The sequence below is a fragment of the Micromonospora sonchi genome (assembly GCF_014646235.1).
In the GTDB taxonomy this organism is placed as follows: domain Bacteria; phylum Actinomycetota; class Actinomycetes; order Mycobacteriales; family Micromonosporaceae; genus Micromonospora; species Micromonospora sonchi.
This window is the reverse complement of sequence record NZ_BMNB01000027.1, coordinates 34,882-59,241: the sequence shown is the minus strand read 5'-3', so window position 1 is coordinate 59,241 and position 24,360 is coordinate 34,882. Positions and strand designations below refer to the sequence as shown.

Below are 24,360 nucleotides of genomic sequence, written 5' to 3'. Positions count from 1 at the left end.
CGACTCCCACTCCGGCGGGAGTCCGAGATGTCGATCTCCCCCGCCCGAGGGAGGACTCGGTCGCAGGATTCGAATTGACTGGTGGCATGGCTTCCGCTGCTCTCGCAAACGATCGTTCCCAAGCCTCTGCCCGACCCGGCGCCGGTATCACCGTGATCGGTCATCTGATGGCTCTGTGCTGCATCATGTTCGCGATCGTCAACATCGTCTTCGAGATGACCGGCCACTTCGCCGACGGCCCCCATGTCGAGTACGTCCGCGCGATCGCCGTGATGAACTGGCTTGTCGTCGGGTTGAAGGCCATGGGGGCGGCTGTGGCACTGATGTCGGTCGCGAAACGTCCGAGGTTTCTCCCTCCAGCGGGGCTGGGTGTGCTGTTGTGGGGAGCCTTTGCGATGCTCGGCGTGTACGCCCTGGGCAGCGTGATGCAAGCCGTCGGCATGGCTTCGGGCCTGACGGGCACCGCCGACCAGATCGACCCGGCCGGAGTCGGTTACGTGCTCTTCTTCCTGGTGCTCACCGCCGGCTACGGCGCCCTGGCAATCTCCTGGTCGCGGCGCTTCGCGCTCCGGAAAGGCGTCGCCGTCCTCGGCGTGCTGGGTGCCCCAGTGGTGCTGGGCGTGATCCTGCTGGCTGTCCCGATGCTGCTGGCCGCCCTCGGCCTCATGCCTACGTCCTGACTTCCCGTCGCGCGCGAATCAATTGACATCTGTCGTTTGACGTATGACGTTGTGAGCGCTAACTTTCTCAGCAGCGGGTCACGTGGCTGCCGGGAGCCTGATGTGCACCACCGTGGATGAGCGGGCCTGCTTCGCTCCGTGGGCCCGTCGCGTTGCCGGCCGCCGTGGGCACGGTGGCCGAACCCGCACAACCCCCCGACGTGCTGACGCCACCACCGGACGCCGGCACACACGCCAGGGCAGGCCCGTGCTCGCGGGTGGCCCCGATCGAAGGAGTGGAGCATGAAGGCCATCGGTGAGGCTCGTCCCACCTCCCCCCGCAGACGCCGTTGGCGCCAAGGACTGGCCGCGGCGGCCGCCGCCGTCCTGGTGGCGGGCACGCTCGTCGCGGCGAACGCGGCACCCGCGGCGGCGGCGACGGTGGACACCAACGCGTGGTACGTGCTGGTGAACCGGAACAGCGGCAAGGCACTGGACGTGTACGGCCTGGCCACCAACGACGGCGCGCGGATCAGCCAGTGGACGCGGAACAACGGCGCGAACCAGCAGTGGCAGTTCGTGGACTCCGGCGGTGGCTACTACCGGCTGAAGTCCCGGCACTCGGGCAAGGTCCTCGACGTGTACAACTTCTCGACCGCCGACGGTGGCGCGATCGTGCAGTGGTCCGACGGCAACGGGACGAACCAGCAGTTCCGGCTGGCCGACTCCGACGGAGGCCACGTCCGGCTGGTCAGCCGGCACAGCGGCAAGGTGGTGGAGGTGCAGGGTGCCTCCACGGCGGACGGCGCCAACATCGTGCAGTACGCCGACTGGAACGGCACCAACCAGCAGTGGCAGCTGGTCCGGGTGGACGGTGGCGGCGACCCCTCCCCGCCACCGTCCACGCCACCGCCGGGTGGCAGCGGGTGCGGCAAGGCCCCGACGCTCTCCAGCGGCACGCACACGATTCAGAGCAACGGCAAGAGCCGCCAGTTCATCCTGCGGGTGCCCGCCAACTACAACAACACCAACCCGTACCGGCTGATCTTCGCGTTCCACTGGCGCGGCGGCACCATGCAGGAGATCTCCAACGGTGGCACCAGCGGAGCCGCCTGGTCGTACTACGGCCAGCAGGAGCAGTCCAACAACAGCGCGATCCTCGTCGCGCCGCAGGGATTCGGCAATGGCTGGGGCAATGCCGGCGGTGAGGACGTCACGTTCGTCGACGACATGATCAGGCGAATCGAGAGCGACCTCTGCATCAACCCGCGCCAGCGCTTCGCGCTCGGGTTCAGCTGGGGCGGCGGTATGAGCTACGCCCTGGCCTGTGCGCGAGCCGACGCCTTCCGGGCCGTCGCGGTGATCTCCGGTGCCCAGATCAGCGGGTGCAGCGGCGGGACGCAGCCCATCGCGTACTTCGGGTTGCACGGCATCACGGACAACGTCCTGAGTATCGGCCAGGGGCGGTCGCTGCGGGACACCTTCGTCCGGAACAACGGTTGCACCCAGCAGAGCCCGCGCGAGCCGGCATCGGGCAGCCGTACGCACGTCACCACGACCTACTCGGGATGCCGGGCCGGCTATCCCGTGCAGTGGGCCGCGTTCGACAACGGGCACATGCCAGGTCCGGTGGACGGGACGTACGCCGAGAGTGGGGTCACGACCTGGACCAAGGGTGAGATCTGGCGGTTCTTCGCGCAGTTCTCCTGACCTGCGCTGATCCTGCCGGGGGCAGGCTCTCGGGTGGCCGGGCGGTTCCGACCGCCGCGGTGGACCGAGGGCCCGCCCCCGGTCATCTGTCACCGTCGCAGCCGGACCGGATCGCCTGATCCGCCGCGGCGCACGACCCAGGCCTCGGTGATGTGCGTGAACATCGCCTCGGCGGCGCCGTCCGGGTCGTGGGCGGCGATGAGTTCGTAGATGCGCCGGTGCCCGCGGTTGGACGCCACGCAGAGCGAGCGTTCGGTCCGGCCCATGTAGCGGGCGGTGTTGACGACCTGACTTTCCAGCGCCCGGACGACGCCGCGAGCGATGCGGTTCCCGGACGCCTGCATGATTGTGTCGTGGAAGGCCCGGTCGTGCTCGTGGTAGGCGACATGATCGCCGACCAGCTCGTCCATCCGGTCCACCAAGGCGCGCAACTGGTCGATGACCTGTGCGTCGGCCACCCGCGCGGCGACGTTGGCCATGTCGGACTCGAGGACCCGCCGGGTGACGACGAGGTCGTCGAGAATTGTCAGGTCGTCGTCCTCGGCGATGGTCGCCGCCAGCACCAGTTCGTCGAGCATGTCCCAGCTCGACGGCGAAGTGATCATGGTGCCTGCGCCCTGGCGGACCTGCACCAGCCCCTTCTCCTGAAGGATCTTCACCGCCTCCCGGACGACCGTCCGGCTCACCGAGAAGGTCTCGCAGAGAATCGGCTCGGGTGGTAGCGGCGTGCCGGGTGCGTGCACCCCGCGCACGATGCGCTCGACCAGCTCGGCGGTGACCGCCCTGGCGAGGTTGGCGGGCCGGCGGGTCCACGCCGGGGGCGGTGTGCCACTCAAGCCCGTCTGCTGCGATGCCGTCATGTCCCCTCCGAATGGCCTTGTCCGGCGTGCCCGCCAGGGGCCAGTGTACGAGCGAGGATTGACGTCACACGTCATACGAGTTACGTTTCCGGCAATGATGGCTGTCGACCCCAGGCCCGTCAGCCACGTGACTCTCCAGAGGTGACCAACGATGAAACAGCGAGCAGTGTGGTCGGCCGTTTTGGTGTTGGGACTGGCCATGGCCGGCTGTGGCAGTGCCGCAGGTCCAGGCTCTTCGTCGAAGGGGTCGGAGGGCAAGCTGGTGGTGTGGGACTGGAAGTCGGGTGAGCCTTCCGCCGCACCCTACATCGAAAAGGCCAAGGCCGACTTCGCCAGGAAGCACCCGGACGTCGCGGTCGAGTTCGTCGCGCAACCGTTCGATCAGTATTACACCCTGCTCGGTGCGGCGATCCAGTCCGGTAAGGGACCGGACGTCATGCTGTTCAACGGTGGCGGCCAGATCCGCGACCGGGTGGACGCGTTGGTGCCCCTGGACGAGTACGTGGCCGAGGACAAGGAACGGCTGGCCGGCTGGGACGCCTTCACCAGGGACGGCAAGATTTACGCCGGCCCGGTGACGCTTCAGGGGCATCCCATCTACTACAACAAGACGCTCTACGAGAAGGCCGGGCTCGACCCGGCGAGCCCGGCCACGACCTGGGAGAAGTTCCTCGCCGACTGCGCTGCCATCGTCAAGGCCGGCGCCAAGTGCTTCGCCCTCGGCAACAAGGAGGGCGCCGGTATCCAGTTCTGGCTCTCGGCTCTGGGGTCCGGCATCCTCACCGCGCAGGAGTACGACGACTGGATCGCCGGGAAACGCGACTGGAGCTCCCCCGCGGTCAAGCGCGTCTTCCAGCTCTGGAAGGAGGCCGGCGACGCGGGTCTCAACAACGACGGGGCCAACTCGACCGCGATGTTCAACGACGCCTTCGCCCTCTTTCAGTCCGGCAAGGCCGCCCACGTCATCGGCCTGATGTCGGACGTCGGGCACTGGAAGGACTTCAACGAGTTCCTGACGGCCGACAAGCTCGGCGTGATGAGCGCCCCGGTGGTCACCGCCGGCACCACCCCGAGCCTGCCCTACGACGGCGGTATCGGTTACGCCGTCGCGAAGTGGACGAAGGACCCCAAGGTCGCCGCCGACCTCGTACGCTCGCTGACCTCGACCGACGCGCTCAAGGCCTTCTACGCCGACGCGGGCGCGATCGCCGCCGACACCACGGTCGACGTGTCAGCGGGTGGCCCGGCCGTCGCCACGATCGTCGCCGAGATCAAGGGCGGCAAGCCCGCCCTGCATGTGGCGCTCTCCTCGAAGACCCTGGATCTGATGGGTCGGCTCTCCCAGCAGTTGCTCAGCGGTTCGGCCACCGTCGACGAGGTGGTGAAGCAGCTGGCCGCTTCCGACCAGGCGGGCTGAACCTGTGCCGATGGGAAATGCGCAGCCGTCGGTCCGTCCGGCTCAGGCCGGACGGACCGACGGGGCGGTGGCCAGTGGAGCCGCCCGCCGTGGCGGCCGGTCCCGGCGTGCCGGTGGTGGCTCGCGGACCGAGCGGCTCGCCCCGTACGTCCTGGTTGCCCCGGCCATCCTGATCATCGTGCTGCTGCGGCTCTACCCGCTGCTGCTCGGGGTCAACTTCTCCTTCACCGGCGACGGTGCGCGCAACGGGACACCGGTCGGCCTCGACAACTACCTCGAGCTGGTCGACGATCCGCTGTTCCGGACCGCGCTGGGCAACGTCGGGCTCCTGGTGCTGCTGCTGCCGGTGGCGGTGGCGATCCCCGGGCTGCTCGCGACCTTCATCTACCTGCGGGTGCCCGGTCACCGGGTCTACCGCAGCGTCTACTTCTTCCCGGCGGTGCTCTCCCCGGTCATCGTCGGCGCGATCTTCAATCTGCTGCTCGCCTTCGACGGCCCGCTCAACGCCGCCCTCGGCTCGGTCGGCATCGGTTCGGTGGACTGGCTCGGGAATCCCGACATCGCGATGTTCGTGGTGGTTGGCGTACACATCTGGGCGACCTTCGGGATGGCCCTGGTGGTGTTCCTCGCCGGGTTCGCGACCCTGGACTCCGCGCTGCTGGACGCGGCCCGGGTGGACGGGGCGTCGCTGTTCCAGGTCATCCGGCACGTGATCGTCCCGGGCCTGTCGCGCACCATCGCCTTCGTCTTCGTGACCACGATGGTCGGGATGCTGACCTCGATGTTCGGCCTGCTCTACGTGATGACCAGCGGCGGACCGGAGGGATCCACCTACCTTCCGGAGTACTACATCTGGATCCAGCAGGGCCAGATGAATCGGCCCGCCCTCGCCTCGGCCGCCTCGACAGCGCTCTTCGTGATCATGCTCGTCGTGGGGTTGCTGCAGGTCCAACTGCTCAGGCGGGCGGGAAGGGAGGACTGATGCCTGGTATGCGGCTGAGCCGGTGGCTGCTGGCCGTTCCGATGTCGCTGCTGGCGCTGGCGACGATCTATCCACTGCTGTTCACGGCCAACGTGGCGATGAAGACCCGGCGCGATTACATTCTCGACCGGTTCTCGCTCACCGACGCACTGCGTTGGGACAACATCAGCACGGCCTGGAACAGCGCCGGCATGAGTCGCTACTTCGTCAACTCCCTGCTCGTGGTGGCGTTGTCGGTGGTGCTGTTGCTGCTGCTCGGGTCGATGGCCGGCTTCGCCCTGAGCCAACTTCGGTTTCGCGGTTCGTCGGCACTTTTCCTGGGCTGCCTCGCCGGACTGTTCGTGCCGTTCCAGGTGGTCATGGTGCCGCTCGCCCGGATCATGGCCGACACCGCACTCATCGACACGTACCCCGGGTTGATTCTCGTCTACGTGGCCCAGTTTCTGCCCTTCACCGTCTTCCTGATGACGAGCTACTACAAGATGATCCCGTCAGAGATCATCGACGCGGCCCGGATCGACGGCAACAGCGTGTACGGCGTGTACCGACGGATCATGCTGCCGCTGGGCACCCCGGCCCTGTTGTCGGTCGGCATCCTCAACACGCTGTTCTGCTGGAACGACGTCCTCATGGCGCTGGTGATGATGCCCTCGGCCGAGCACCGGACGCTCATGGTCGGGGTGACCTCGCTGCGGGGGCAGTACTCCGACGACATCCCCACCTTCGCCTCGGGAGTCCTGATCGCCGCGATACCGGTCCTGGTGGTCTACCTCTTTCTCCAGCGCCAGATCGCCGACGGCGTCGCCGCCGGCTCCACGAAGGGCTGACATGCGGATCACCGGATATCGGACACTCACCACCGTCCAGGAATGGGGAAGACCCGTCGGCGACGCCAACGGGGTCTTCGCCGACGGGATGGTCCCGGTGCCGATCGTCATCGTCGACACCGACGCGGGGATCTCGGGATTCGGCATCGGACCGCACGTCGAGATCGAGCGGATCTTCGCGGCGATCGACGGCGAGGACCCCCGGGCCGTGACGACGCTGTACGACCGCATGCTGCGGCACACCTTCAAGGCGGGTCACGGGGGCCCGGTGTTCGGCACCATCGGGGCACTCGACACCGCCCTGTGGGACATCAAGGCGCAGGCCGCCGGACAGCCGCTGTGGCGGTTGCTGGGCGGACGCGACCGGCGGGTCCCCGCCTACGCGTCCGGCCTGGACATCGCGCTGACCGACGACGAACTCGTCTCGGCGTACGAGGACTATGCCCGGCACGGGCTGCGGGCCGCCAAGCTCAAGGGCGGCCTCGACATCGAGCGCGACCGGCATCGCCTGACCCTGGTCAGGGAGCTCCTGACCGAGGCCGGACACGGACTGCGGCCGGGTCTCATGCTCGACGTCAACGAGGCATGGACCCGCAAGCAGGCCGTCCGGCACATCTGGGAGCTCGAACGCACCCTGGACCTGATCTGGATCGAGGAGCCCGTCCGGCGCTGGGACGCCGAAGGCCTCGCCACCGTCGGGCGGGGTGTCCGCGCGTCAGTTGCCACCGGGGAGAACCTCACCGGGCTCGAGCAGTACCGTCCGCTGATCGCCGCCGACGCGGTCGACATCGTCCAGACGGCCGCGGTCGGGGGAGTCACCCATTTCCTGCGGGTGTCCGCCCTGGCGCACGCCCACGACCTGCCGGTCAGCCCGATCGGTAACAGCCCGATCGGACTGCTGCACGCGGCGACCTCCGTGCCGAACCATCTGACCAGCGAGTTGCAGGACCTGCATCCACCGGTCGGCGTCACCATCGATCTGCACGTCGAGGACGGTGCCTTCGTGCTCGGGGACTCGCCCGGACTCGGCGTACGGGTCGACGAGCAGCTCATCCGTGCTGCGGCCCGGCAGCCGCAGGCGCAGCCGGCCGACGGGCCGAACGTCCGGCCGGAGCGGGCCGGGCAGCGACTGTTGGCGCAGGCCGACGGGGTCGTACCCGCCCGGCGGCTGCCCTTCCCGGCGGCCGCCGGACCACCGCGCAACAGCCATGAGGTGTCGCCGACAGCGCGGCACTGAGAACAGGGGTCGGGACCGGCGTCCGACTCGTCGGACGCCGGTCCCGACCGGACCGTCACCGGCTGGTGCCGGCCGCGGGTCGTCAGGCGGGGCTGAACCGCCACTGCTGGTTGGTGCCGCTGTGGCAGGTCCACTGCAACAGCCGAGCCCCGTCGCTGGTGGCGGCGCTGTTGACGTCCAGGCAGAGCCCGCTCAGCACGCTCTTCACCGTGTACACGCCGGAGGTTCCGGTCGCCGTGGCGGTGAACTTCTGCTGGTTACCGTTGTTGCAGGTGGCCTGCTGGAGGAAGGCACCCGCGCTGGTGGAGCCGCCGGTGATCTCCGCACACTTGCCGCTGTGCACCGCCTTCAGGTAGACGGCGCCGCCGCCGGCATCGACCGCCTGCCACTTCTGGTTGTTGCCGCCGGTGGCCGCCCACTGATGGATCTGGGCGCCGTCGGCGGTGGAGACGCCGCTGACGTCCATCAGCTTGCCGCTGTGCTGCGCGGTCAGGGTCCACGTCTTGCCGGCCACCCCGTCACCCGGGGGGTTCCCAGGATCACCCGGCTGGCCGACGCCGGCCCCGCCGAAGGTGAACGAGTCGAGGTCGAACCAGTTGTTCGAGCTCCCCTTGAACACCATGTACAGGGTGTGGGTCCCGGCGAGTGCGGTGACGTTCACCGGGGACGTGGACTGGTAGTTGTCCCAGCCGCCGGTGCTCGGTACCGGTGTGGTGGCCAGCAGTGTGCCGGTCGGCGAGCCGGCGCGCAGCTCGATGGTGCCGCCGCCGGACGGCGAGGACAGCCGATACCTGACGTTGGTGATGCCGGTCAGGTTCATCGGGGTGAACGCCACCCAGTCGTTGTTGGAGATGTCCCCGACCCGCTTGCCGCTTTCCGCGCCGGCCTGGTCGACGATCCGGATGCCGGACTGGCTGCTGTAGTACTCGGCCTGCTTCTGCTTGGGTTGCAGGATCGCCTGCGCGTGGCCGGTGAGCGGGGCCGCGCCGCCCGCGCCGCCGTTGTCGGTGTACCGCGCGTTGAGCACGTAGAACAGGTTCGCGCCGTCCGGGTGCCCGCCGAGCAGGTCGGTCGGAATGGTGCCCGAGCAGCCGGGATAATCCGTGGTCTCGTGCGCGTGGTCGTCGTGCCCCAGCGCGGGGTTGAGGAAGACCTTGGCGCAGTCGATCGGTGCGCCGCCGGGGTCGGTGACGGTGATCTGGTATGACACCCGGTCGCCGAAGGTGAGCATGCCACCGTTGGCCGGGGTGGTGATGGTGACCACCGGCGCGGTGTTGCCGACGGTGATCTGGACGTTGGCGAAGCCGCTCTTGCCGGTGTTGTCGGTGACCTTCAACTGGGCCGTGTAGTTGCCGTTGGCGGTGTAGACCTTCGACGGGTTGGCCGCCGTCGAGGTGGTGCCGTCGCCGAAGGTCCACTGGTAGCTGATCGTGTTACCGGGGTCGGGGTCCATCGACCCGGCGCTGGAGAACTGCACGGTCAGCGGGGCGTTGCCGCTGGTGGGCGTGCCGGTGGCCTTGGCGATGGGAGACCGTCCGCCGTGGACGTAGTCGATCCGGTAGAGACCCGAGTCGCTGTTGCCGCCGCCGAAGTTGGTGCCCCATTCCAGCAGGTAGAGCGAGCCGTCCGGGCCGAACTCGAGGTCCATCGGCTTGTTGAACCGCGCGGTGGACATGAACGGGTTGGTCCGGGTCACCGCGGTCGCCGAGTCGAAGTGCACCTCCTTGATGTAGTTGCGGGTCCACTCGTAGAGGAAGTGGACGCCGTCGTAGTAGGGCGGGAACTTCGTCGCCGACGGGTTGGCCGGGTCGTAGCGGTAGACGGGTCCGCCCATCGGCCCCGAGCCGCCGGAGCCGAGCTCGGGGAAGGTCGGCGAGGTGCCGTAGCCGTACCACAGGTTGGGCGCGACCACCGGACGGAGACTGGTCAGGCCGGTGTTGTTGGGGGAGTTGTTGACCGGTGCGGAGCAGTTGAACTTGGCGCCGACCACCCGGGTGTCCGGGTTGTACGGCGCGTACGGCTGGTTGTCGCCGTGGCAGAACGGCCAGCCGTAGTTGCCCGGCGTCTTGATCACATTGAGTTCGACGAGGCCCTCAGGGCCGCGGTTGGTGGTCGGCGGATTCCGGTCGGGCCCGTAGTCGGCCAGGTAGACCCAGCCGTTGGCCGGGTCGATCGAGAAGCGGAACGGGTTGCGGAAGCCCATCGCGTAGACCTCCGGCCGGGTCTGCGCCGTGCCCTGGGGGTAGAGGTTGCCCGCTGGGATGGTGTAGCCACCGCTGGCCGAGGGCCGGATGCGTAGCAGCTTGCCGCGTAGGTCGTTGGTGTTGCCGGCGGTGCGCGCCGCGTCCTGCATGTGCTTGCCCGACCGCCAGTCCAGCGGGGCGTACCCCTGCCAGTTGGGGTCGAGGTTCGGTGCGACGTCGTCACCGGTGCCGATGTAGAGGTTGCCGTCCGGCCCGAAGTCGATGTACCCGCCGGTGTGGCCGGGCTCCGGGAACGTCCGGTCCCGGTACGCCGGGATGTCGATGATGGTGACCCCGCTGGACATGTTCAGCGTGTCACCGCTGAGCGTGTAGCGGGAGACGCGGTTCACGTCCGTGCTGCTGCTGGCTGGCGAGTGGTACAGGTACACGTACCCGTTGGTCGCGAAGTTCGGGTCCAGCGCCAAGCCGGTGAGGCCGTCCTCGCCGCCGGTGTAAACGCTGAGCGTGCCGGCGGTGACCGTGCTGTTCGTGCTCGGCTTGAAGATCTTGACCTGGCCGCCGCGTTGGATGTACAGCACCCGACCGTCGGGTGCCACGGCCAGCGCCATCGGGTCGACCGTGTTGGTGTCGAGGGTGCGCTTCTCGAAGTTGCCCCAGACCGTGCCACCGCAGTCGCCGGGCTCGTTGCCGGCGGCCCACTTCACTCCGCCGAGGACGTGGTTGCGGAAGTGGGTCTCGCTGTAGGACTCGGCGGCATGGCCCATCGCGGTGCTCCAGACCCGACCGCCGCCGGCCGTGCGGCACCAGGAGATCGGATGGTCCGGACCCATCGCCCGGGAACCCGGGTTGTACGTCCGCTCGTCGGCGGTCACCAGGACGTGCACGCTGCCCCGGGGGTTTTTGTCGAAGTTGTACCATTCCTCGCTGCGGTTCCAGCGGTCCGGCAGGCTGGCGGTCGACGGGTGCTTCTTGTCGGCGACGATGGCGGTGCCGGGCAGCACGCCGGGGGAGTGCTCGGGCATGTGCGCCCCGCCGTTCACGGTCTGGTCCCACCACGGGTACTCGCCCTCGATGCCCATGTCCGTGGCGTTGTGGATGGCGACGATGCCCTTGCCGCTGGCGAGGTATCCCTCCACCGCCTGGCGTTGGGCCGTCGAGGTCCACACCATGCCCGAGGTTTGGAACATGATGAGGACGTCGAAGGTGGCGAGGTTGGCCGGGGTGAAGACGTTCGAGTCCTCGCTGTGCACCAGCTCGAAGTTGTTCGCGGCCGCCTGCTGCTGGAACATCGAGACCCCGGCGGGTATCGAGTCGTGCCGGTAGCCGGCGGTCTTGGTGAACAGCAGGGCACGGAAGGCCGGGGCGGCCGATGCCGGGTGGACGAGCGCGAGCGAGAGCAACAGCCCCCCGATCACTCCGATGATCAATGTTTTGCGACGCATGCCGTCTCCTAGGTCGGGCGGGCAACGGTGGAGTGCGACCACGGCCCGACGGCACGCCAGGACGGCCAGCCGGTTCGGCGGGATGTCACACAGCGTGATGGAGGCCGTGTCCGTATCCCCGTGGTCGGTGGTGGTTGATGGGCGAATATTGACAATTGTCAATGCCTGAGGGAAACGTCCTACGTCACTCCTGGTGAGAATGATGGCGGTTGATCTCGCTGGCTCGCCCGACGCTGCCCGTCGGGGTGCGAGCTGACGGTTGCTCGGGTTGAGCATTGCGAAGAATCATCGAAACATCTATCTTCATACGTGTGATGTTTCGCTGATGTCAAGCGAATGTTTGCTCCATAAGAACGCAACCCTCGCAGCCAGCTGCGAATGTTCCGTCGTGCAGCGCCTCGATCCGCTCGGCGGCGCGGGCACGGATCTCGTCGGTGACTACTACCTGTAAGGGCTGCCTGCGATGTCAGATCCACCGCCGGTGCCGCTGCTCGCCCTGCGCGGCATCGGCAAGGCCTTCCTCGGCGTACGCGTCCTCGACGGCATCGACCTCGACGTCGCGCCCGGCGAGGTGCACGCCGTCGTCGGTGAGAACGGGGCCGGGAAGTCCACCCTCATGAAGATCATCTCGGGGGTGCACGTCCCCGACGGAGGCAGCATCGAGTTCGCCGGCGAACCGCGCGCGTTCCGCGGCCCGCGCGACGCGCAGCGGGCCGGCATCGGCATGATCCACCAGGAGTTCACCCTGCTGCCGGAGCGCACCGTCGCGGAGAACGTGCACCTCGGCCACGAGCCGGTACGCCGTGGCCTGGTCGACCGCCGGCAGATGCTCCACCACACCCGACAGTTGCTCGCCTCGATCGGAGAGAGCGCCCTGCCCGCCGACGCCCGAGTGAGCCGCCTCGGCATCGCCCAGCAGCAGGTCGTCGAAATCGCCAAGGCGCTCGCCCTGGACGCGCGACTGCTCATCATGGACGAGCCGACCGCGGCGCTGGCCGACCACGAGGTCGAACTGCTCTACGGGCTGGTGCGCCGACTCCAGCAGCGCGGCATCGGCCTGTTGTACGTCTCGCACCGGCTCACCGAGGTCTTCGACCTGTCCGACCGGATCACGGTGCTGAAGGACGGTCGCCGGATGACCACGCTGCGTACCGCGGACACCACCGCCGACGAACTGGTGCGGCACATGGTCGGCCGGGAGCTGTCCAGCTACTACCCCGACCGGGCCGACCCCGCGGACCTCGGTCCGGCCCGGCTAACCGTCCGTGGCGGGGGGAACCGGAAGCTTCGCGACGTGGACCTGGAGCTGCGGGGCGGCGAGGTGCTCGGCGTCGGCGGCCTCCAGGGCTCCGGGCGGTCGGCGCTGGCCCGAGCGGTCTTCGGGGCGGCGCCGTTCACGACCGGCGAGGTCACGCTCGACGGCGTACCGGTGCGGCTGCGCTCGCCGCGCGCCGCGATACGGGCCGGCGTCGCCTACGTCACCGAGGATCGCAAGGGCGAGGGGATCGTCGCCCGGCAGTCGGTGCTCGACAACGCGCTGCTCGCCAGCCGGGCCGCCGTCGCGGCGCGGTCCGGCCGCGCCGCACGGGCCACCCGCATCCGCGAGCTGCTCGCCGCCGTGCGGGTCCGGGCCGCCGGTGACGACCAGGAGATCCGCTTCCTCTCCGGCGGCAACCAGCAGAAGGTCGTGCTGGCCCGATGGCTCATGCTCAGCCCGCGGATCCTGCTCTTCGACGAGCCGACCCGGGGCATCGACGTCGGCGCGAAGTCGGCCATCCACGATCTCGTCCGCCGGCTCGCCCGCGACGGCGCGGCGGTTCTGATGATCTCGTCTGAGCTGCCCGAGCTGTTGGGGATGAGCGACCGGATCATCGTCATGCGGGACGGCCGGATCGCCGGTGAGTTGCCCGCCGGCACGACCGAGAAGGACGTGGTCGCCCTGGCGGTCGGCTCGGTGGAGGCGGCCGCGTGAGGGCTCTTGCCTTCCGGCCGACGCGCTGGGCCGTACCGGGCGTGTTCGTCGCCCTGGCCCTCACCCTCGCCATCGGCTGGCTGGTCGTGCTGATCGACGGCGGTCAGTTGTTCAACCAGTCGACGACGGTGAGTCTGCTGCACGTCGCCGCCGGGCTCGGGCTCGTCGCGGTGGGGCAGACCCTGGTCATCCTCGGCGGTTCGCTCGACCTGTCCGTGGCCTACGTGGTCAGCCTCAGCACCCTCGTCGCGGCCGAGACGATGAACGGCAGCGACGGGGCCCTGGTGCCGGCGATCGGCCTGGCCCTCACGGTGAGCGCCGCTGTCGGGCTGTTCAACGGCCTGCTCGTCACCCGGCTGCGGATCAACGCGTTCATCGCGACCCTCGGCGTCGGGCTACTGCTCAAGGGATACCTCGACAACGGTTACGACGGACCGGCCGGGGCCACCTCGCCCGCGCTGGTGCAAACCCTCGGCTACCAGCGCATCGGTCCGGTGCCGCTGTCGTTCCTGCTGCTGGTCGCCGTCGCCGGGGTGGTCTGGTTGGCGCTGGCCCGGACCCGCTTCGGTCACCACCTGGTCGCCGTCGGCGGTGATCCGGAGGTCGCCCGGCTCTCCGGCGTCCGCAACGACCGGGTGCTCGTCACCGCCCACGTGCTGTGCTCGCTCTGCGCCGGGCTCGCCGGGATCTACCTCGCCAGCCGGCTCGGCTCGGGCGCGCCCCGGGTGGGCAGCGAGGGCCTCTACGACCTTGAGTCGATCGCCGCGGTGGTGATCGGCGGCACCGCCCTCGCGGGCGGACGCGGGGGCGTCCTCGGCACCGTCGGCGGCGTGCTGCTGCTCGCCAGCATCGACGCCATCTTCAACCAACTCGAGGTCGACGCCTTCTTCAAGCAGGTGATCCGGGGTGTCGTCATCATCGCCGCGGTCGCCGTCTACGCCCGCCGGGCCCTGCGCAAGGGGGCGGTCTGACATGCAGACCGTCCAGCGCCCTCCGCTGCCGCTGCGGCTGCTGCGGGTACGTCCCGGCGGCCTCGTGCCGATCATCGCGCTGCTCGCGGTGCTGCTGATCCTCGTCGCCGTCCGGCAGCCCGACTTCTTCGCCCCGCCGTCGTTGATGTCCTTCCTCGGCCGGTCGGCGCCGATCATCCTGCTCGCCGCCGGCCAGTACTTCGTGATCGTCTCCGGCGAGTTTGACCTGTCGGTCGGCGCCCTGGTCACCGCGCAGGTGGTCGTCGCCGCCCGACTCATCGACAGCGAGCCGGCGCACACCTGGCCGGTGGTGCTGCTGCTGCTCGGCTTCGGAGCACTCGTCGGGCTGGTCAACGGCCTGATCACGACGCGCCTGCGGGTCCCGTCGTTCATCACCACCCTCGGCATGCTCCTGATCCTCCTCGGCGCGGTCTACCTCTGGTCCGACGGCGCCCCCAAGGGCGGGCTCTCCGACGAGTTCCGTCGGTTCGGCCGGTGGGCCTTCGAGGACGTTCCGGTGCTCGGCCGCGTCCCGTACGCGTTGATCGTGCTGCTCGCGTTCGCCGCGCTGGCCGTGCTGGTGGCGCGGTCCGATTTCGGGCGGACGCTGATCGCCGTCGGCGACAACCCGCGCACCGCCGAGCTGAGCGGGGTACGCGTCTGGCGGCACCGGACCATCGCGTTCGTCCTCAGTGGAGTCGCGGCCGCGGTGGCGGCGATCCTGATCGGCGGGTACAGCGGAGTGTCGTTCCAGGCCGGCGCCGGCCTGGAGTTCGGTGCGATCACCGCGGTCGTCCTCGGTGGGGTCGCGCTGGGCGGTGGTCGTGGCTCGGTCGTCGGCGCGATGCTCGGCGCGCTGAGCCTCGAACTCCTGTTTGCCCTCATGAACTTCTACGGCGTCTCCGGCGCCCTCAGATCGACCGTCCAGGGCGCGATCATCCTGCTCGCCGTGGCGGTTTCGGCACCGCGCTCCTCGTCCAGATAAGGGGAAAAACATAGTGCGACGTACCATCGCGGCGTTGGCCGCCGTCACCCTGCTCGGCCTCGCCGGCTGCGCCACCGACGAACCGGCCGCCGGCCCGTCGGGCAGCGCCTCCGCCGCCGGATCGGGCACCGGGGAACAGTCGAAGTTCTTCGTGCAGGCCGACTACGACGCCGAGCTCGCCCTGCTCGACGCCACTGCGACCGGACCGGCCGACCGACCGTGGGAACAGGTGCTCAACCCGAAGATGGTGGAGACCGCGAAGTTCAAGAAGGCCGGCCCGCACAAACTCTGCTTCTCCAACGCCGCCCTGAACAACCCGTGGCGACAGGTCGGGTTCAAGACCATGCAGGCCGAGGTCGAGGCGCAGGGCAGCCGGATCAAGGAGTTCGTGCACGTCGACGCCGAAGGCAAGGACCAGAAGCAGATCGCCGACATCAACGACCTGCTCGGCAAGGGCTGCGACGCGCTCATCGTCTCGCCGAACACCACCGCCACGCTCACCCCGGCCGTGACGGCAGCCTGCAAGGCCGGCCTGCCGGTCATCGTCTTCGACCGCGGCGTCGACACCCCGTGCCCGGTGACGTTCATCAACCCCATCGGCGGGTACGGCTTCGGCCACGTCGGCGCCGAGTTCGTCAGCCAGCGCATGAAGCCCGGCGGCAAACTGCTCGCCCTGCGCATCCTGCCCGGCGTCGACGTCCTGGAGACCCGCTGGTCCGCCGCGAAGGTCGCCTTCGACAAGGCCGGGGTCGACGTCGTCGGCGTCGAGTTCACCGACGGCGACCCGGCCAAGACCAAGAAGATCGTCAACGACTACATCCAGCGGCACGGCACGATCGACGGGGTCTGGATGGACGCCGGCGCGGTCGCGGTCGCAGCGGTCGAGGCGTTCCAGGACGCCGGTAAGCCGGTGCCGCCGATCAACGGCGAGGACCAGCTCGACTTCCTGAAGCTCTGGAAGGACAAGGGCCTCACCGCGATCGCGCCCACCTACCCCACCTACCAGTGGCGTACGCCGATCATCGCCGCGCTGCGCATCCTCGACGGCCAGCCGGTGTCCAACCCGTGGAAGCTGCCGCAACCGACCGTCACCCAGGAGAACCTGGACAGCTACCTCGACCTGGACATGCCGCCGCTGCACTACGCGATGTGCGGCTGCACCGACCTGCCGGGTTACCCGCAGCGCTGGAAGTAGGTGCCGTTGTACGCCATCGGTGTCAACCCCTGGGTGTGGGCGTCGCCGGTCGACGACCGGGCCTTGGCCGAGCTGATTCCACGGATCGCCGGGTTCGGCTTCGACGCGGTCGAGCTGCCGATCGAGCAACCCGGCGACTGGGATCCGATCCGTACCCGTGACCTGCTGGCCAGGCACGGCCTGACCGCGGCCGGCGTCTGCGCGGTCACCCCGCCGGGGCGGGACCTCGTGAACGCCGCCCCGGCGGTCGTCGAGGCGACCGTGGCGTACCTCAAGGGTTGTGCGGACAGCGCGGCGGTCGTCGGCGCGCCCTGCGTCGGCGGCCCGGTCTACGCCTCGGTGGGCCGGACCTGGCGGATGACCCCGACGGCCCGCGCGGCCTGCTACGCGGAATTCCGCCGCGCGCTGGCCCCGGTCGCCGACCACGCCGCCGAGCGGGGCGTGTCCATCGGAGTGGAGGCGCTCAACCGCTACGAGACCAGCGTCGCCAACACGATCGAACAGACGGTGGAGCTGATCGAAGGGCTGCCGTCGAACGTCGGCATCATGCTCGACACCTACCACCTGAACATCGAGGAGGCCGACCCGTACGCCGCCGTCACCCTCGCCGGGCCGTACATCAAGCACGTCCAGGTCAGCGGCACCGACCGGGGGGCTCCGGGCGCGGACCACCTCGACTGGCCCCGCTTCTTCACCGCCCTGGCCGCAACCGGCTACCGGGGCGCGGTCTGCATCGAGTCGTTCACCGCGGAGAACGAGACGATCGCCACCGCCGCGTCGATCTGGCGTCCACTCGCCCCGTCGCAGGACCGGCTCGCCCTGGACGGCCTGGCCTACCTCCGAGGGCTCCTGCGATAGGGGCGGGCCACCCGTCGAATCCCCCATCCCGGAAGGGAGAACCGCGTGTCCGTACCAACTCCTCTCACCTTGACCAGACCGGTGCTGGCCGCAGCCACGGCGGTGGCGCTGGCCGCCGTGGCCACCGCGACCGTCGTGGCCACCTCGGCCGCGCCGGCGCTCGCCGCCACCACCACCCTCTACGCGTCCCCGTCCGGCAGCGGCAGCAGTTGCAGCGCCGCCCAACCGTGCTCGCTGACCGCCGCGCAGACCGCGGTGCGCGGGCTGAACGGCTCGATGTCCGGCGACATCGTGGTGCAACTGGCCGACGGGGTGTACCGGCTCTCGTCACCGCTGCGGCTGGCCGCCGCCGACTCCGGCACGAACGGCTACCGGGTGGTGTGGCAGGCTGCCCCGTCGGCCCGCCCCGTGATCAGCGGCGCCCGGGCGGTGACCGGCTGGTCGCTGGTGGACGCCGGGCGCAACATCTGGCGGGCCAACGTCGGCGCCGGGCTGGACAGCCGGCAGCTCTACGTCGACGGAGCCCTCGCCACCCGGGCCCGCACCCAGGTCAACCGGGCCGACTTCACCGCCGACAGCACCGGCATGAGGTTCACCACCAGCGCGTTGAGCTACCTGAACAACCTGGCCAACCAGAGCCGGATCCAGATGGAGAGCGTCAACTCGTTCACCGACCGGTACGTGTCGGTGCAGAGCATCAGCGGGAACCAGATCCGGATGCAGCAGCCCGGCTGGAGCAACAACAACTTCGGCTACGACACGTTCACCAGCCCGCACCGGGCCGGCCCGCTGTATCTGACCAACGCCTACGAGTTCCTGGACGCGCCGGGGGAGTGGTATCTCGACCCGGGCAGCGGAGCGCTCTCCTACATTCCGCTCGCCGGACAGAACATGAACAACGTCCGTGTGGAGCTGCCGACGCTGGAGTCCCTGCTCGGTGTCGGTGGGACGTACGCCGCGCCGGCACACCACATCACCTTCACCGGAATCACCTTCACCGGCACCAGTTGGCGGGGGGCCAGCAGCAACCAGGGCTTCGTGGACCAGCAGACCGGTGCCTACATCTACGGCAACTGGAACTGGCCCAGCTTCACCTCCTGCCACAACGGCTGCCCGCAGTTCGAGGCCACCCGGCCGAACTGGCAGCAGATGCCCGCCGCGGTCCAGATCTCCGCCGCCAACAACATCACCTTCAGCGACTCGCAGTTCGTCAACCTGGGGCAGACGGCCATCGGGATCGGCAACGACGCCAACGCCCACGCCAGCGGCGTCGGCCTCGGCGCCAGCAACATCACCGTCACCCGCTCCGAGATCGCCCGCAACTCGGCCGGCGGCATCGTCGTGGGCGGGGTGCGCGCCGACGCCCATCACCCGAGCGACCAGCGCATGGTCAACCGGGACATCACCATCAGCAACAACCGCCTGCACGACCTGGGGATCGAGTACCGGGGCATCGTCTCGGTGCTCACCACCTACGTCAGCAATGCCACCGTCTCGTACAACGAGGTCTACAACATGCCGTACACCGGCATGTCCATCGGCTACGGCTGGGGCTCCAACGACGCCGGCGGCAGCAACCACTACGCCGACCGCGGCCTGTACAACTACCAGCCGCGCTACAGCACCGCCACCACCGCGTCCAACAACCGGCTGGTCGGCAACTACGTGCACGACGTCATGCAGCAGATGAACGACGGCGGCTGCATCTACACCCTGTCGGCGAACCCGGGCGCCCTGATCAGCGACAACTACTGCCTGCGGACCAACGGCCACTTCGGCCTCTACTTCGACGAGGGCTCGCGCTACTACACCGCCCGCAACAACGTCTTCTCGTCCACCGGCACCTGGGCCACCGCCAACTACTGGTTCGCCGAGAACATGGGCAACTTCACCGTCACCAACAACTGGTCGACCAACGGCAGCACCAACGTGACCAACGGCGACCGGGGCAACGTCGTCTCCGGCAACGTGACGGTGACCAACGGCAACTGGCCCGCCGGTGCCCAGGCCGTGATGGCGGCCGCCGGCCCGCAGGGCGGCACCACACCACCGCCACCGCAGGGCGTACGGATCGTCGGCGCTCAGTCCGGCCGCTGCCTGGAGATCGGCGGATCGAGTACGACCAACGGCACCCAGGCCCAGCTCTGGGACTGTCACGGCGGGACGAACCAGCGGTGGACGTACACCGCGAGCAAGCAACTAATGGTGTACGGCAACAAGTGCCTCGACGCGTCCGGGCAGGGCACGGCAAACGGCACCCTGGCGATCATCTGGGACTGCAACGGTCAGACCAACCAGCAGTGGAACGTGAACGCCAACGGCACCATCACCGGCGTCCACTCCGGGCTCTGCCTCGACGCCAGCGGCTACGGCACCACGAACGGGACGAAGGTGCACCTCTGGGCCTGCCACGGCGGCACCAACCAGCAGTGGAGCCTGACCAGCGGCTGACGCTCGCTCGGCGGGTTCCGGCGTGGCTGTTTGATCGACACCATGCCGGCGAAGTGGCGGTGTCCGGCGGCGTGGGACACCGCCATTCCGGCGAAACGGGGTCGATCAGGCTCGGGCCGCGCCTGATCGACCGGCAGGTTTTCGCACCACCAGGTGGGGAAGCCAGCGGTATGGCCGAGACTTTCCGGGACGAAGACCTCGTGACGCTGCGATCCATCGCCCGTGGCGCCGGAATAGCGGACACCGAAAACATGCCGCACGACGAACTGGTCGACATGCTGCGCCGGGCCGGGCTGGCGGAACCGGACGGCCGCCCCATCGAAACCGACCCGGGCGGTCCAGGCGGCTACCACGCCCGAGGGGTCGGACGCCGCGAGTCGGCCGGCGGGCCGGCCGCCCAGACCTCGGCCCGCGAGGACACCGACCGGCCGACCCGGGATCCCGCCGGGCTGTCCGGCCTGCCCCGCAGCGACCTCAACCTGGGTGACCAGAGCACCGGCGGGCGGGCCGCCGAGGAGGCGATCGGCGCGCGCCCTGGCGAGTCGGGCACCGAGATCGACGACCGTACGCAGGGCTGACCCGCCGGCTTCGCTCCTCGGCGAGTGAGTGAGCCCGGCAATAGGCGTTGGTGACGTCCTGGCCGGTTGCAGCGCCAGCCGATCAGCCTGAGGCGCTTGTATCCGGCCTCGTCGCGCAACGTGCCGCAACTCGTGGCCTTCGCGCAACATGCCGCAACTCGTGGCCTTCGCACGAGATGCCGCAACTCGTGGTCTGCGCACGAGATGCCGCAACTCGTGGCCTCAGCAGGGCCGGATGCCCCGACATGCCGCAAGCCGCGCCGCTCACCGGACGGGATACCGCGGCATGCCGCATCTCGCGCCCGCCCGATCGGCCCGAACACCCCGACATGCCGTATCCCGCGCCGCCCACCACCCGAGGCACAGCATCACCAGCCCTGGACCCCGGCCTCGCCTATTGCTGGTCTCTCTGCGGTGCTGATCGGCGCCTGAAGCGGGTAACTTCTCCTGTCGTCAGGAGGAGGCCGATGGCGCGGAACGTGGACTTCTGGTTCGACCCGAGTTGCCCGTACACCTGGGTCACCTTGCGGTGGCTGGTCGAGGCCGCCACGGTCCGACCGCTCGCCCTTCGCTGGCATGTGATGAGCCTGTCCGTGCTCAACGAGGGCCGGGAGGTCGATCCGGAGGGCGACACCGAGGGTTGGCTGTGGCGCCCGGTGCGGGTCTGCGCGGCGGTGCGACAGCGGCACGGTCAGGACGGGCTGGCGCGCTTCTTCACCGCGTACGGCAAGCGGGTCCATGAAGGAGGCCAGTGGTGCGACCTCGGTGACGCGCTGGCGGACGCGGACCTGCCGAGGGACCTCGCGGACGCGGCCGACACGACGGTGTTCGACGGCGCGGTGCGCGCCTCGCACGCCGAGGGAATCGCGCTGGTCGGCGACCACGTCGGCACCCCGATCATCGCCGCCGAGGACGACACCGGCCGGCGGGTGGCCTTCTTCGGCCCGGTCATCTCCCGCATCCCACGCGGCGAGGCTGCCGGCCGCCTCTGGGACGGCACCCTCCTCGTCGCCGCGACCCCAGGCTTCCACGAGCTGAAAGGCCGCCCCCACACCACCCCTCACCCTCACCACTCACCCCGTTGATCATGAGGTTAGCGGCGAAGTCGATCTCCTCAACTGCCGCCAACCTCATGGTCAACGAGATGAGCTGGGCGGGGACCGGCCGCCAGGTCGGGTCCGACCCCGACCGAGCGCGCACATCTGCGTGACACCTTCGTGCACGGCGTCGAACTGGTTGACGGCACCGCCCGGCTCGCCGCGCACACCATGCTGCGCCTGCCGACCGGCATCTTCTACGCCCAGGGCGTCAAGGCCAACGTGCTCTTCTTCGACAAGAAGCCCGCCGCCGAGCAGCCGTGGACCGACCGGCTGTGGATCTACGACCTGCGGACCAACCAGCACTTCACCCTCAAGCAGAACCCGCTTCGCCGCCACCACCTCGAAGACTTCGTCTTTAGCTACCTGCCAGGCAAGCCCCGATCCGAGCGCGTCGAAACCGAGCGGTTCAAATCGTTCACGTACGACGAATTGCTCGCCCGCGACAAGGTCAACCTCGACATCACTTGGCTGCGCGACGAATCCTTGGAGGACATGGAGAACCTCCCGGCTCCCGAGGTCATCGCCCGAGAGATCGTCGAAGACCTCACCGCAGCCCTGGCCGAATTCGAGGCGGTCGTCGCAGCGCTCGAAGCCTCCGCTGCGGCAGACTCGACGGTGCGGTGAGTGGCAGTACGGGGGGATGGCAGATTACTCCTTAATCAGCAGCGGCCCATATAGCGACAAATATCGGTAGCAGTGGCTCTTCAGTCCCAGCGTTGACGGCGGGCCCAGCAGGCTCCGTCTGCGATCGTTGGCACTTCAGCTGCACTTCTGTCGGCGTGGCGTGCAGCTCAGCCGCCAACGATCGTGGGCTTACGAGGGGAGAGGCCAGACCGAGTCAGGGCGGGGAGCGAGCACGGCCGGGATGGCCACAATCCGTGGACTATTCGGATGCTCAGCGTCACCATGTTGGGTGCAGGTCGGTGTACCGTCCGAAGTGCTGGACCGTCGGTCGGGGCCGGCGGGCTGGGCTCAGATTCCTCCCTGGGAGGCTGCAGTGCTGACGGCTTTTTGTGATCACCTACGGCGCCCGGCAGAGCGTCGTGGCTGACTACATCGGACTGCGTATCGCCCGGTGGCGGGCCACCGCAGGCATGACCCAGCAGCAACTTGCCGACCGTGTTGGCGTCTCCGCTGCTTACATCACGATGATCGAGGGCGGCAAACGGGCCGTCACGAAGCGGAGCCTCATCATCGCCCTGGCCACCGCGCTGGGCGTCCGGGTCGAGGATCTCACCGCTCAACCGGCCCAGCCTCGGGATGCCTCCGAGCTGGCGATCTACAGTGCTGCACCCGGGATCCGGCGGGCGCTTGACGAGGACCCGGACGGTCCGCCGCCGAACGTTGCCGATGTCGTCCGCAGTGCTGAAGAGGTGATGCGGACGCGGATGGCGTGCGATTACGTGGCCTACGCTGCTCTGCTCCCTGACCTGATCGCGGCCACCCGGTACCTCGCTGCTGAGCCTCGCACCGAGCGGCAGGGCTTGGCGCTGTTCGTGAAGGCGGCGTTTGCGGGCGCGACCGGCATGAAGAGTCTCGGTCACGTGGACCTGTCGATGCGTCTCGCCGAGCGAGCCCAACACGCCGCCGCGCTGCTCGGTGAACCCGATGAGATCGCGGCGGCCGATTTCGCCACCGCGCAGGTCGCCCTGACCGGCGGATCACAGCGCCGATCCCTGACCCTGGCGGCGATTGCTGCCGAGCGGGTCGGCGACACAGCCACCGAGGGCTTGGCGTCCTGGTATGGGATGTTGCATCTCCACGCGGCGATCTCCGCCGCCTCGCTGGGCCGTGGTGACGACGCTGCCGCTCACTACGCCGAGGCCGAGGGCGCTCTGCGCCGGGCGGGCGGCGCGGATCGGTGGCGGATGGAGTTCGGGCCGGCGAACGTAGCGACGTGGCGGGTGGCGATCGCGCTGGAAAATGGTGAGCCGGAGCGAGCGCCGGAGTATGCCCGAAAGGTCGACCGGACCGCTTTGCGTAACGCACAGCGTCGGACTCGACTGCACATCGATGTTGGTCGGGGCCACTTCCTGGCCGGCAACCACGAGAAGGCGGTGCGGCAGTTCCTGGCCGCCGACGATGTCTCCGCACAGGAACTGCGGTCCCGGGCAACGGTCAAGGAGATCACCGGTCAGATGGTGCGGGATGCGCGCCGCCGTGGCTCCGCAGAGTTGCGTGACCTGGCGACACGGCTCGGCATCGACCCGCTCGACCCCGACCCCACAGCAACGTAACAGCCTGTTACGAAACGGGCACCAATTGTCGCCGACGATGCAAGTGTGGCGGCGGTGCCTTCCCTTGTCGGTCCCCTGAGCATCGCCGCCGCCTCACATCAAGGAGGCGACACTGATGATGCTCGTTCGCTGGATGTCCCGACCGATGCGGTGCCAGAACGGCCGCCAGCCCGTACCCGCGCAGCTCACCCTGATCCATGAGCTGGCGCTTGCCAGATCCCGGCTGGCGCATCACCCCTGCTGGCCGGGCGAGGATGGGCGGACGCGTTGAGCAAGCGCGACCGCGACGCCGACGCGGCGAAGACCGGGCCTGCCGTCCAAGCCGCCGAGCACGAAGCCGCCAAGCAGCGCATTCTGAAACAGGCCGAGGCGGAGCGTACGCCCCTCGACGACACGACCCGGGCGGTGCCGGATCGGCGGCGGCGTCGTGAAGGGTGACCGGGTGCCGGCAGCCGAGGGCAGTCGGCGGCCCATCTCGTACGGCGATCTGGTCGCGGCGGTGGCGCTCGTCCTCGCTTGCCGGCATCGGCCGGTCTGGTCGTGGCGAAAGCGGCGGCGGAGCTGCCGGTGTGGTGCGGACCTGCCGTGCCGGGCGCGGTTTCGGGTGCCGGTGAACCGTGGCCGCTGGACGGTGTCGGATGAGCGGTGACGGGGTGCCGATCGGTCGGCGGGTCG

The 24,360-nt window shown here is 69.1% G+C and carries 19 protein-coding genes; 17 read left to right on the top strand and 2 right to left on the bottom strand.

Translation table 11 applies throughout. The features are described 5' to 3' along the window. Window positions 1-86: 86 nt before the first annotated feature. Window positions 87-680 carry a hypothetical protein gene (locus IEY61_RS23840; RefSeq protein ID WP_189048076.1) on the top strand — a complete coding sequence of 198 codons (594 nt, stop codon included), beginning with the start codon at window positions 87-89 and terminating at the stop codon, window positions 678-680. Window positions 681-962: 282 nt separating this feature from the next. After that, entirely contained in the window at window positions 963-2,369 is a 1,407-nt protein-coding gene (locus IEY61_RS23835; protein ID WP_189048075.1) for an RICIN domain-containing protein, read from the top strand. Window positions 2,370-2,458: 89 nt separating this feature from the next. On the opposite strand, the gene IEY61_RS23830 is transcribed toward IEY61_RS23835, so the two are convergent. Continuing rightward, window positions 2,459-3,229, bottom strand: a complete 771-nt coding sequence (locus tag IEY61_RS23830; RefSeq protein ID WP_189048074.1) for a FadR/GntR family transcriptional regulator — start codon at window positions 3,227-3,229, stop codon at window positions 2,459-2,461. Window positions 3,230-3,380: 151 nt separating this feature from the next. Here IEY61_RS23830 and IEY61_RS23825 point away from each other — a divergent pair, with 151 nt between their 5' ends. Genes IEY61_RS23825 through IEY61_RS23810 form a run of 4 tightly spaced genes read left to right on the top strand, consistent with a single transcriptional unit; the run spans window position 3,381 to window position 7,692 of the window. After that, entirely contained in the window at window positions 3,381-4,646 is a 1,266-nt protein-coding gene (locus IEY61_RS23825; RefSeq protein WP_189048073.1) for an ABC transporter substrate-binding protein, read from the top strand. Window positions 4,647-4,656: 10 nt separating this feature from the next. Continuing rightward, on the top strand, window positions 4,657-5,628 hold the full coding sequence (locus tag IEY61_RS23820; RefSeq protein ID WP_189048071.1) for a carbohydrate ABC transporter permease: 972 nt from the start codon (window positions 4,657-4,659) through the stop codon (window positions 5,626-5,628). Next, a complete protein-coding gene (locus tag IEY61_RS23815) occupies window positions 5,628-6,455 on the top strand; it encodes a carbohydrate ABC transporter permease (RefSeq protein ID WP_189048069.1) in 828 nt (275 codons plus the stop codon). Before IEY61_RS23820 ends, IEY61_RS23815 begins: the two co-directional genes overlap by 1 nt. A 1-nt stretch (window position 6,456) precedes the next feature. Further along, on the top strand, window positions 6,457-7,692 hold the full coding sequence (locus tag IEY61_RS23810) for a mandelate racemase/muconate lactonizing enzyme family protein (protein WP_189048067.1): 1,236 nt from the start codon (window positions 6,457-6,459) through the stop codon (window positions 7,690-7,692). A gap of 82 nt (window positions 7,693-7,774) precedes the next feature. On the opposite strand, the gene IEY61_RS23805 is transcribed toward IEY61_RS23810, so the two are convergent. Further along, window positions 7,775-11,338: a ThuA domain-containing protein gene (locus tag IEY61_RS23805; RefSeq protein WP_189048065.1), complete on the bottom strand. Its 3,564-nt coding sequence runs from the start codon at window positions 11,336-11,338 to the stop codon at window positions 7,775-7,777. Between the two features lie 463 nt (window positions 11,339-11,801). Between IEY61_RS23805 and IEY61_RS23800 the strand changes: the two genes are divergently transcribed. The 11 genes from IEY61_RS23800 (at window position 11,802) to IEY61_RS23750 (ending at window position 24,123) form a co-directional block, all read left to right on the top strand. After that, window positions 11,802-13,310 (top strand): sugar ABC transporter ATP-binding protein, encoded by a 1,509-nt coding sequence (locus IEY61_RS23800; protein WP_189048063.1) that lies wholly within the window; start codon window positions 11,802-11,804, stop codon window positions 13,308-13,310. Next, the gene (locus IEY61_RS23795) at window positions 13,307-14,281 is read left to right on the top strand and encodes an ABC transporter permease (RefSeq protein ID WP_189048061.1); all 975 of its coding nucleotides are present in this window, start codon (window positions 13,307-13,309) and stop codon (window positions 14,279-14,281) included. Before IEY61_RS23800 ends, IEY61_RS23795 begins: the two co-directional genes overlap by 4 nt. Window position 14,282: 1 nt before the next feature. Further along, window positions 14,283-15,266 carry an ABC transporter permease gene (locus IEY61_RS23790; protein WP_189048059.1) on the top strand — a complete coding sequence of 328 codons (984 nt, stop codon included), beginning with the start codon at window positions 14,283-14,285 and terminating at the stop codon, window positions 15,264-15,266. Window positions 15,267-15,279: 13 nt separating this feature from the next. Next, entirely contained in the window at window positions 15,280-16,461 is a 1,182-nt protein-coding gene (locus IEY61_RS23785) for a substrate-binding domain-containing protein (protein ID WP_229706393.1), read from the top strand. Between the two features lie 6 nt (window positions 16,462-16,467). Next, window positions 16,468-17,319, top strand: coding sequence for a sugar phosphate isomerase/epimerase family protein (locus IEY61_RS23780; RefSeq protein ID WP_189048057.1), 852 nt, complete (start codon window positions 16,468-16,470; stop codon window positions 17,317-17,319). A gap of 45 nt (window positions 17,320-17,364) precedes the next feature. Beyond that, a complete protein-coding gene (locus IEY61_RS23775) occupies window positions 17,365-19,770 on the top strand; it encodes an RICIN domain-containing protein (protein WP_229706392.1) in 2,406 nt (801 codons plus the stop codon). Between the two features lie 170 nt (window positions 19,771-19,940). Then, window positions 19,941-20,348, top strand: a complete 408-nt coding sequence (locus IEY61_RS23770; protein ID WP_189048055.1) for a hypothetical protein — start codon at window positions 19,941-19,943, stop codon at window positions 20,346-20,348. A 467-nt stretch (window positions 20,349-20,815) separates the two neighbouring features. Beyond that, the gene (locus IEY61_RS23765) at window positions 20,816-21,433 is read left to right on the top strand and encodes a mycothiol-dependent nitroreductase Rv2466c family protein (RefSeq protein ID WP_189048053.1); all 618 of its coding nucleotides are present in this window, start codon (window positions 20,816-20,818) and stop codon (window positions 21,431-21,433) included. Window positions 21,434-21,565: 132 nt separating this feature from the next. Then, complete coding sequence (locus IEY61_RS23760; RefSeq protein WP_229706391.1) at window positions 21,566-22,072, top strand: N-6 DNA methylase; 507 nt, start codon at window positions 21,566-21,568, stop codon at window positions 22,070-22,072. A gap of 419 nt (window positions 22,073-22,491) precedes the next feature. After that, complete coding sequence (locus tag IEY61_RS23755) at window positions 22,492-23,685, top strand: helix-turn-helix domain-containing protein (RefSeq protein WP_229706390.1); 1,194 nt, start codon at window positions 22,492-22,494, stop codon at window positions 23,683-23,685. 267 nt (window positions 23,686-23,952) lie between these two features. Next, window positions 23,953-24,123, top strand: coding sequence for a hypothetical protein (locus IEY61_RS23750; RefSeq protein ID WP_189048051.1), 171 nt, complete (start codon window positions 23,953-23,955; stop codon window positions 24,121-24,123). Window positions 24,124-24,360 lie beyond the last annotated feature (237 nt).

What these genes read in the sequence shown, in the direction of transcription:
- IEY61_RS23840 (WP_189048076.1), top strand. Translation starts at nt 87, where the DNA reads ATGGCTTCCGCTGCTCTCGCAAACGATCGTTCCCAAGCCTCTGCCCGA.
- IEY61_RS23835 (WP_189048075.1), top strand. Translation starts at nt 963, where the DNA reads ATGAAGGCCATCGGTGAGGCTCGTCCCACCTCCCCCCGCAGACGCCGT.
- IEY61_RS23830 (WP_189048074.1), bottom strand. Translation starts at nt 3,229, where the DNA reads ATGACGGCATCGCAGCAGACGGGCTTGAGTGGCACACCGCCCCCGGCG.
- IEY61_RS23825 (WP_189048073.1), top strand. Translation starts at nt 3,381, where the DNA reads ATGAAACAGCGAGCAGTGTGGTCGGCCGTTTTGGTGTTGGGACTGGCC.
- IEY61_RS23820 (WP_189048071.1), top strand. Translation starts at nt 4,657, where the DNA reads ATGGGAAATGCGCAGCCGTCGGTCCGTCCGGCTCAGGCCGGACGGACC.
- IEY61_RS23815 (WP_189048069.1), top strand. Translation starts at nt 5,628, where the DNA reads ATGCCTGGTATGCGGCTGAGCCGGTGGCTGCTGGCCGTTCCGATGTCG.
- IEY61_RS23810 (WP_189048067.1), top strand. Translation starts at nt 6,457, where the DNA reads ATGCGGATCACCGGATATCGGACACTCACCACCGTCCAGGAATGGGGA.
- IEY61_RS23805 (WP_189048065.1), bottom strand. Translation starts at nt 11,338, where the DNA reads ATGCGTCGCAAAACATTGATCATCGGAGTGATCGGGGGGCTGTTGCTC.
- IEY61_RS23800 (WP_189048063.1), top strand. Translation starts at nt 11,802, where the DNA reads ATGTCAGATCCACCGCCGGTGCCGCTGCTCGCCCTGCGCGGCATCGGC.
- IEY61_RS23790 (WP_189048059.1), top strand. Translation starts at nt 14,283, where the DNA reads ATGCAGACCGTCCAGCGCCCTCCGCTGCCGCTGCGGCTGCTGCGGGTA.
- IEY61_RS23770 (WP_189048055.1), top strand. Translation starts at nt 19,941, where the DNA reads ATGGCCGAGACTTTCCGGGACGAAGACCTCGTGACGCTGCGATCCATC.
- IEY61_RS23765 (WP_189048053.1), top strand. Translation starts at nt 20,816, where the DNA reads ATGGCGCGGAACGTGGACTTCTGGTTCGACCCGAGTTGCCCGTACACC.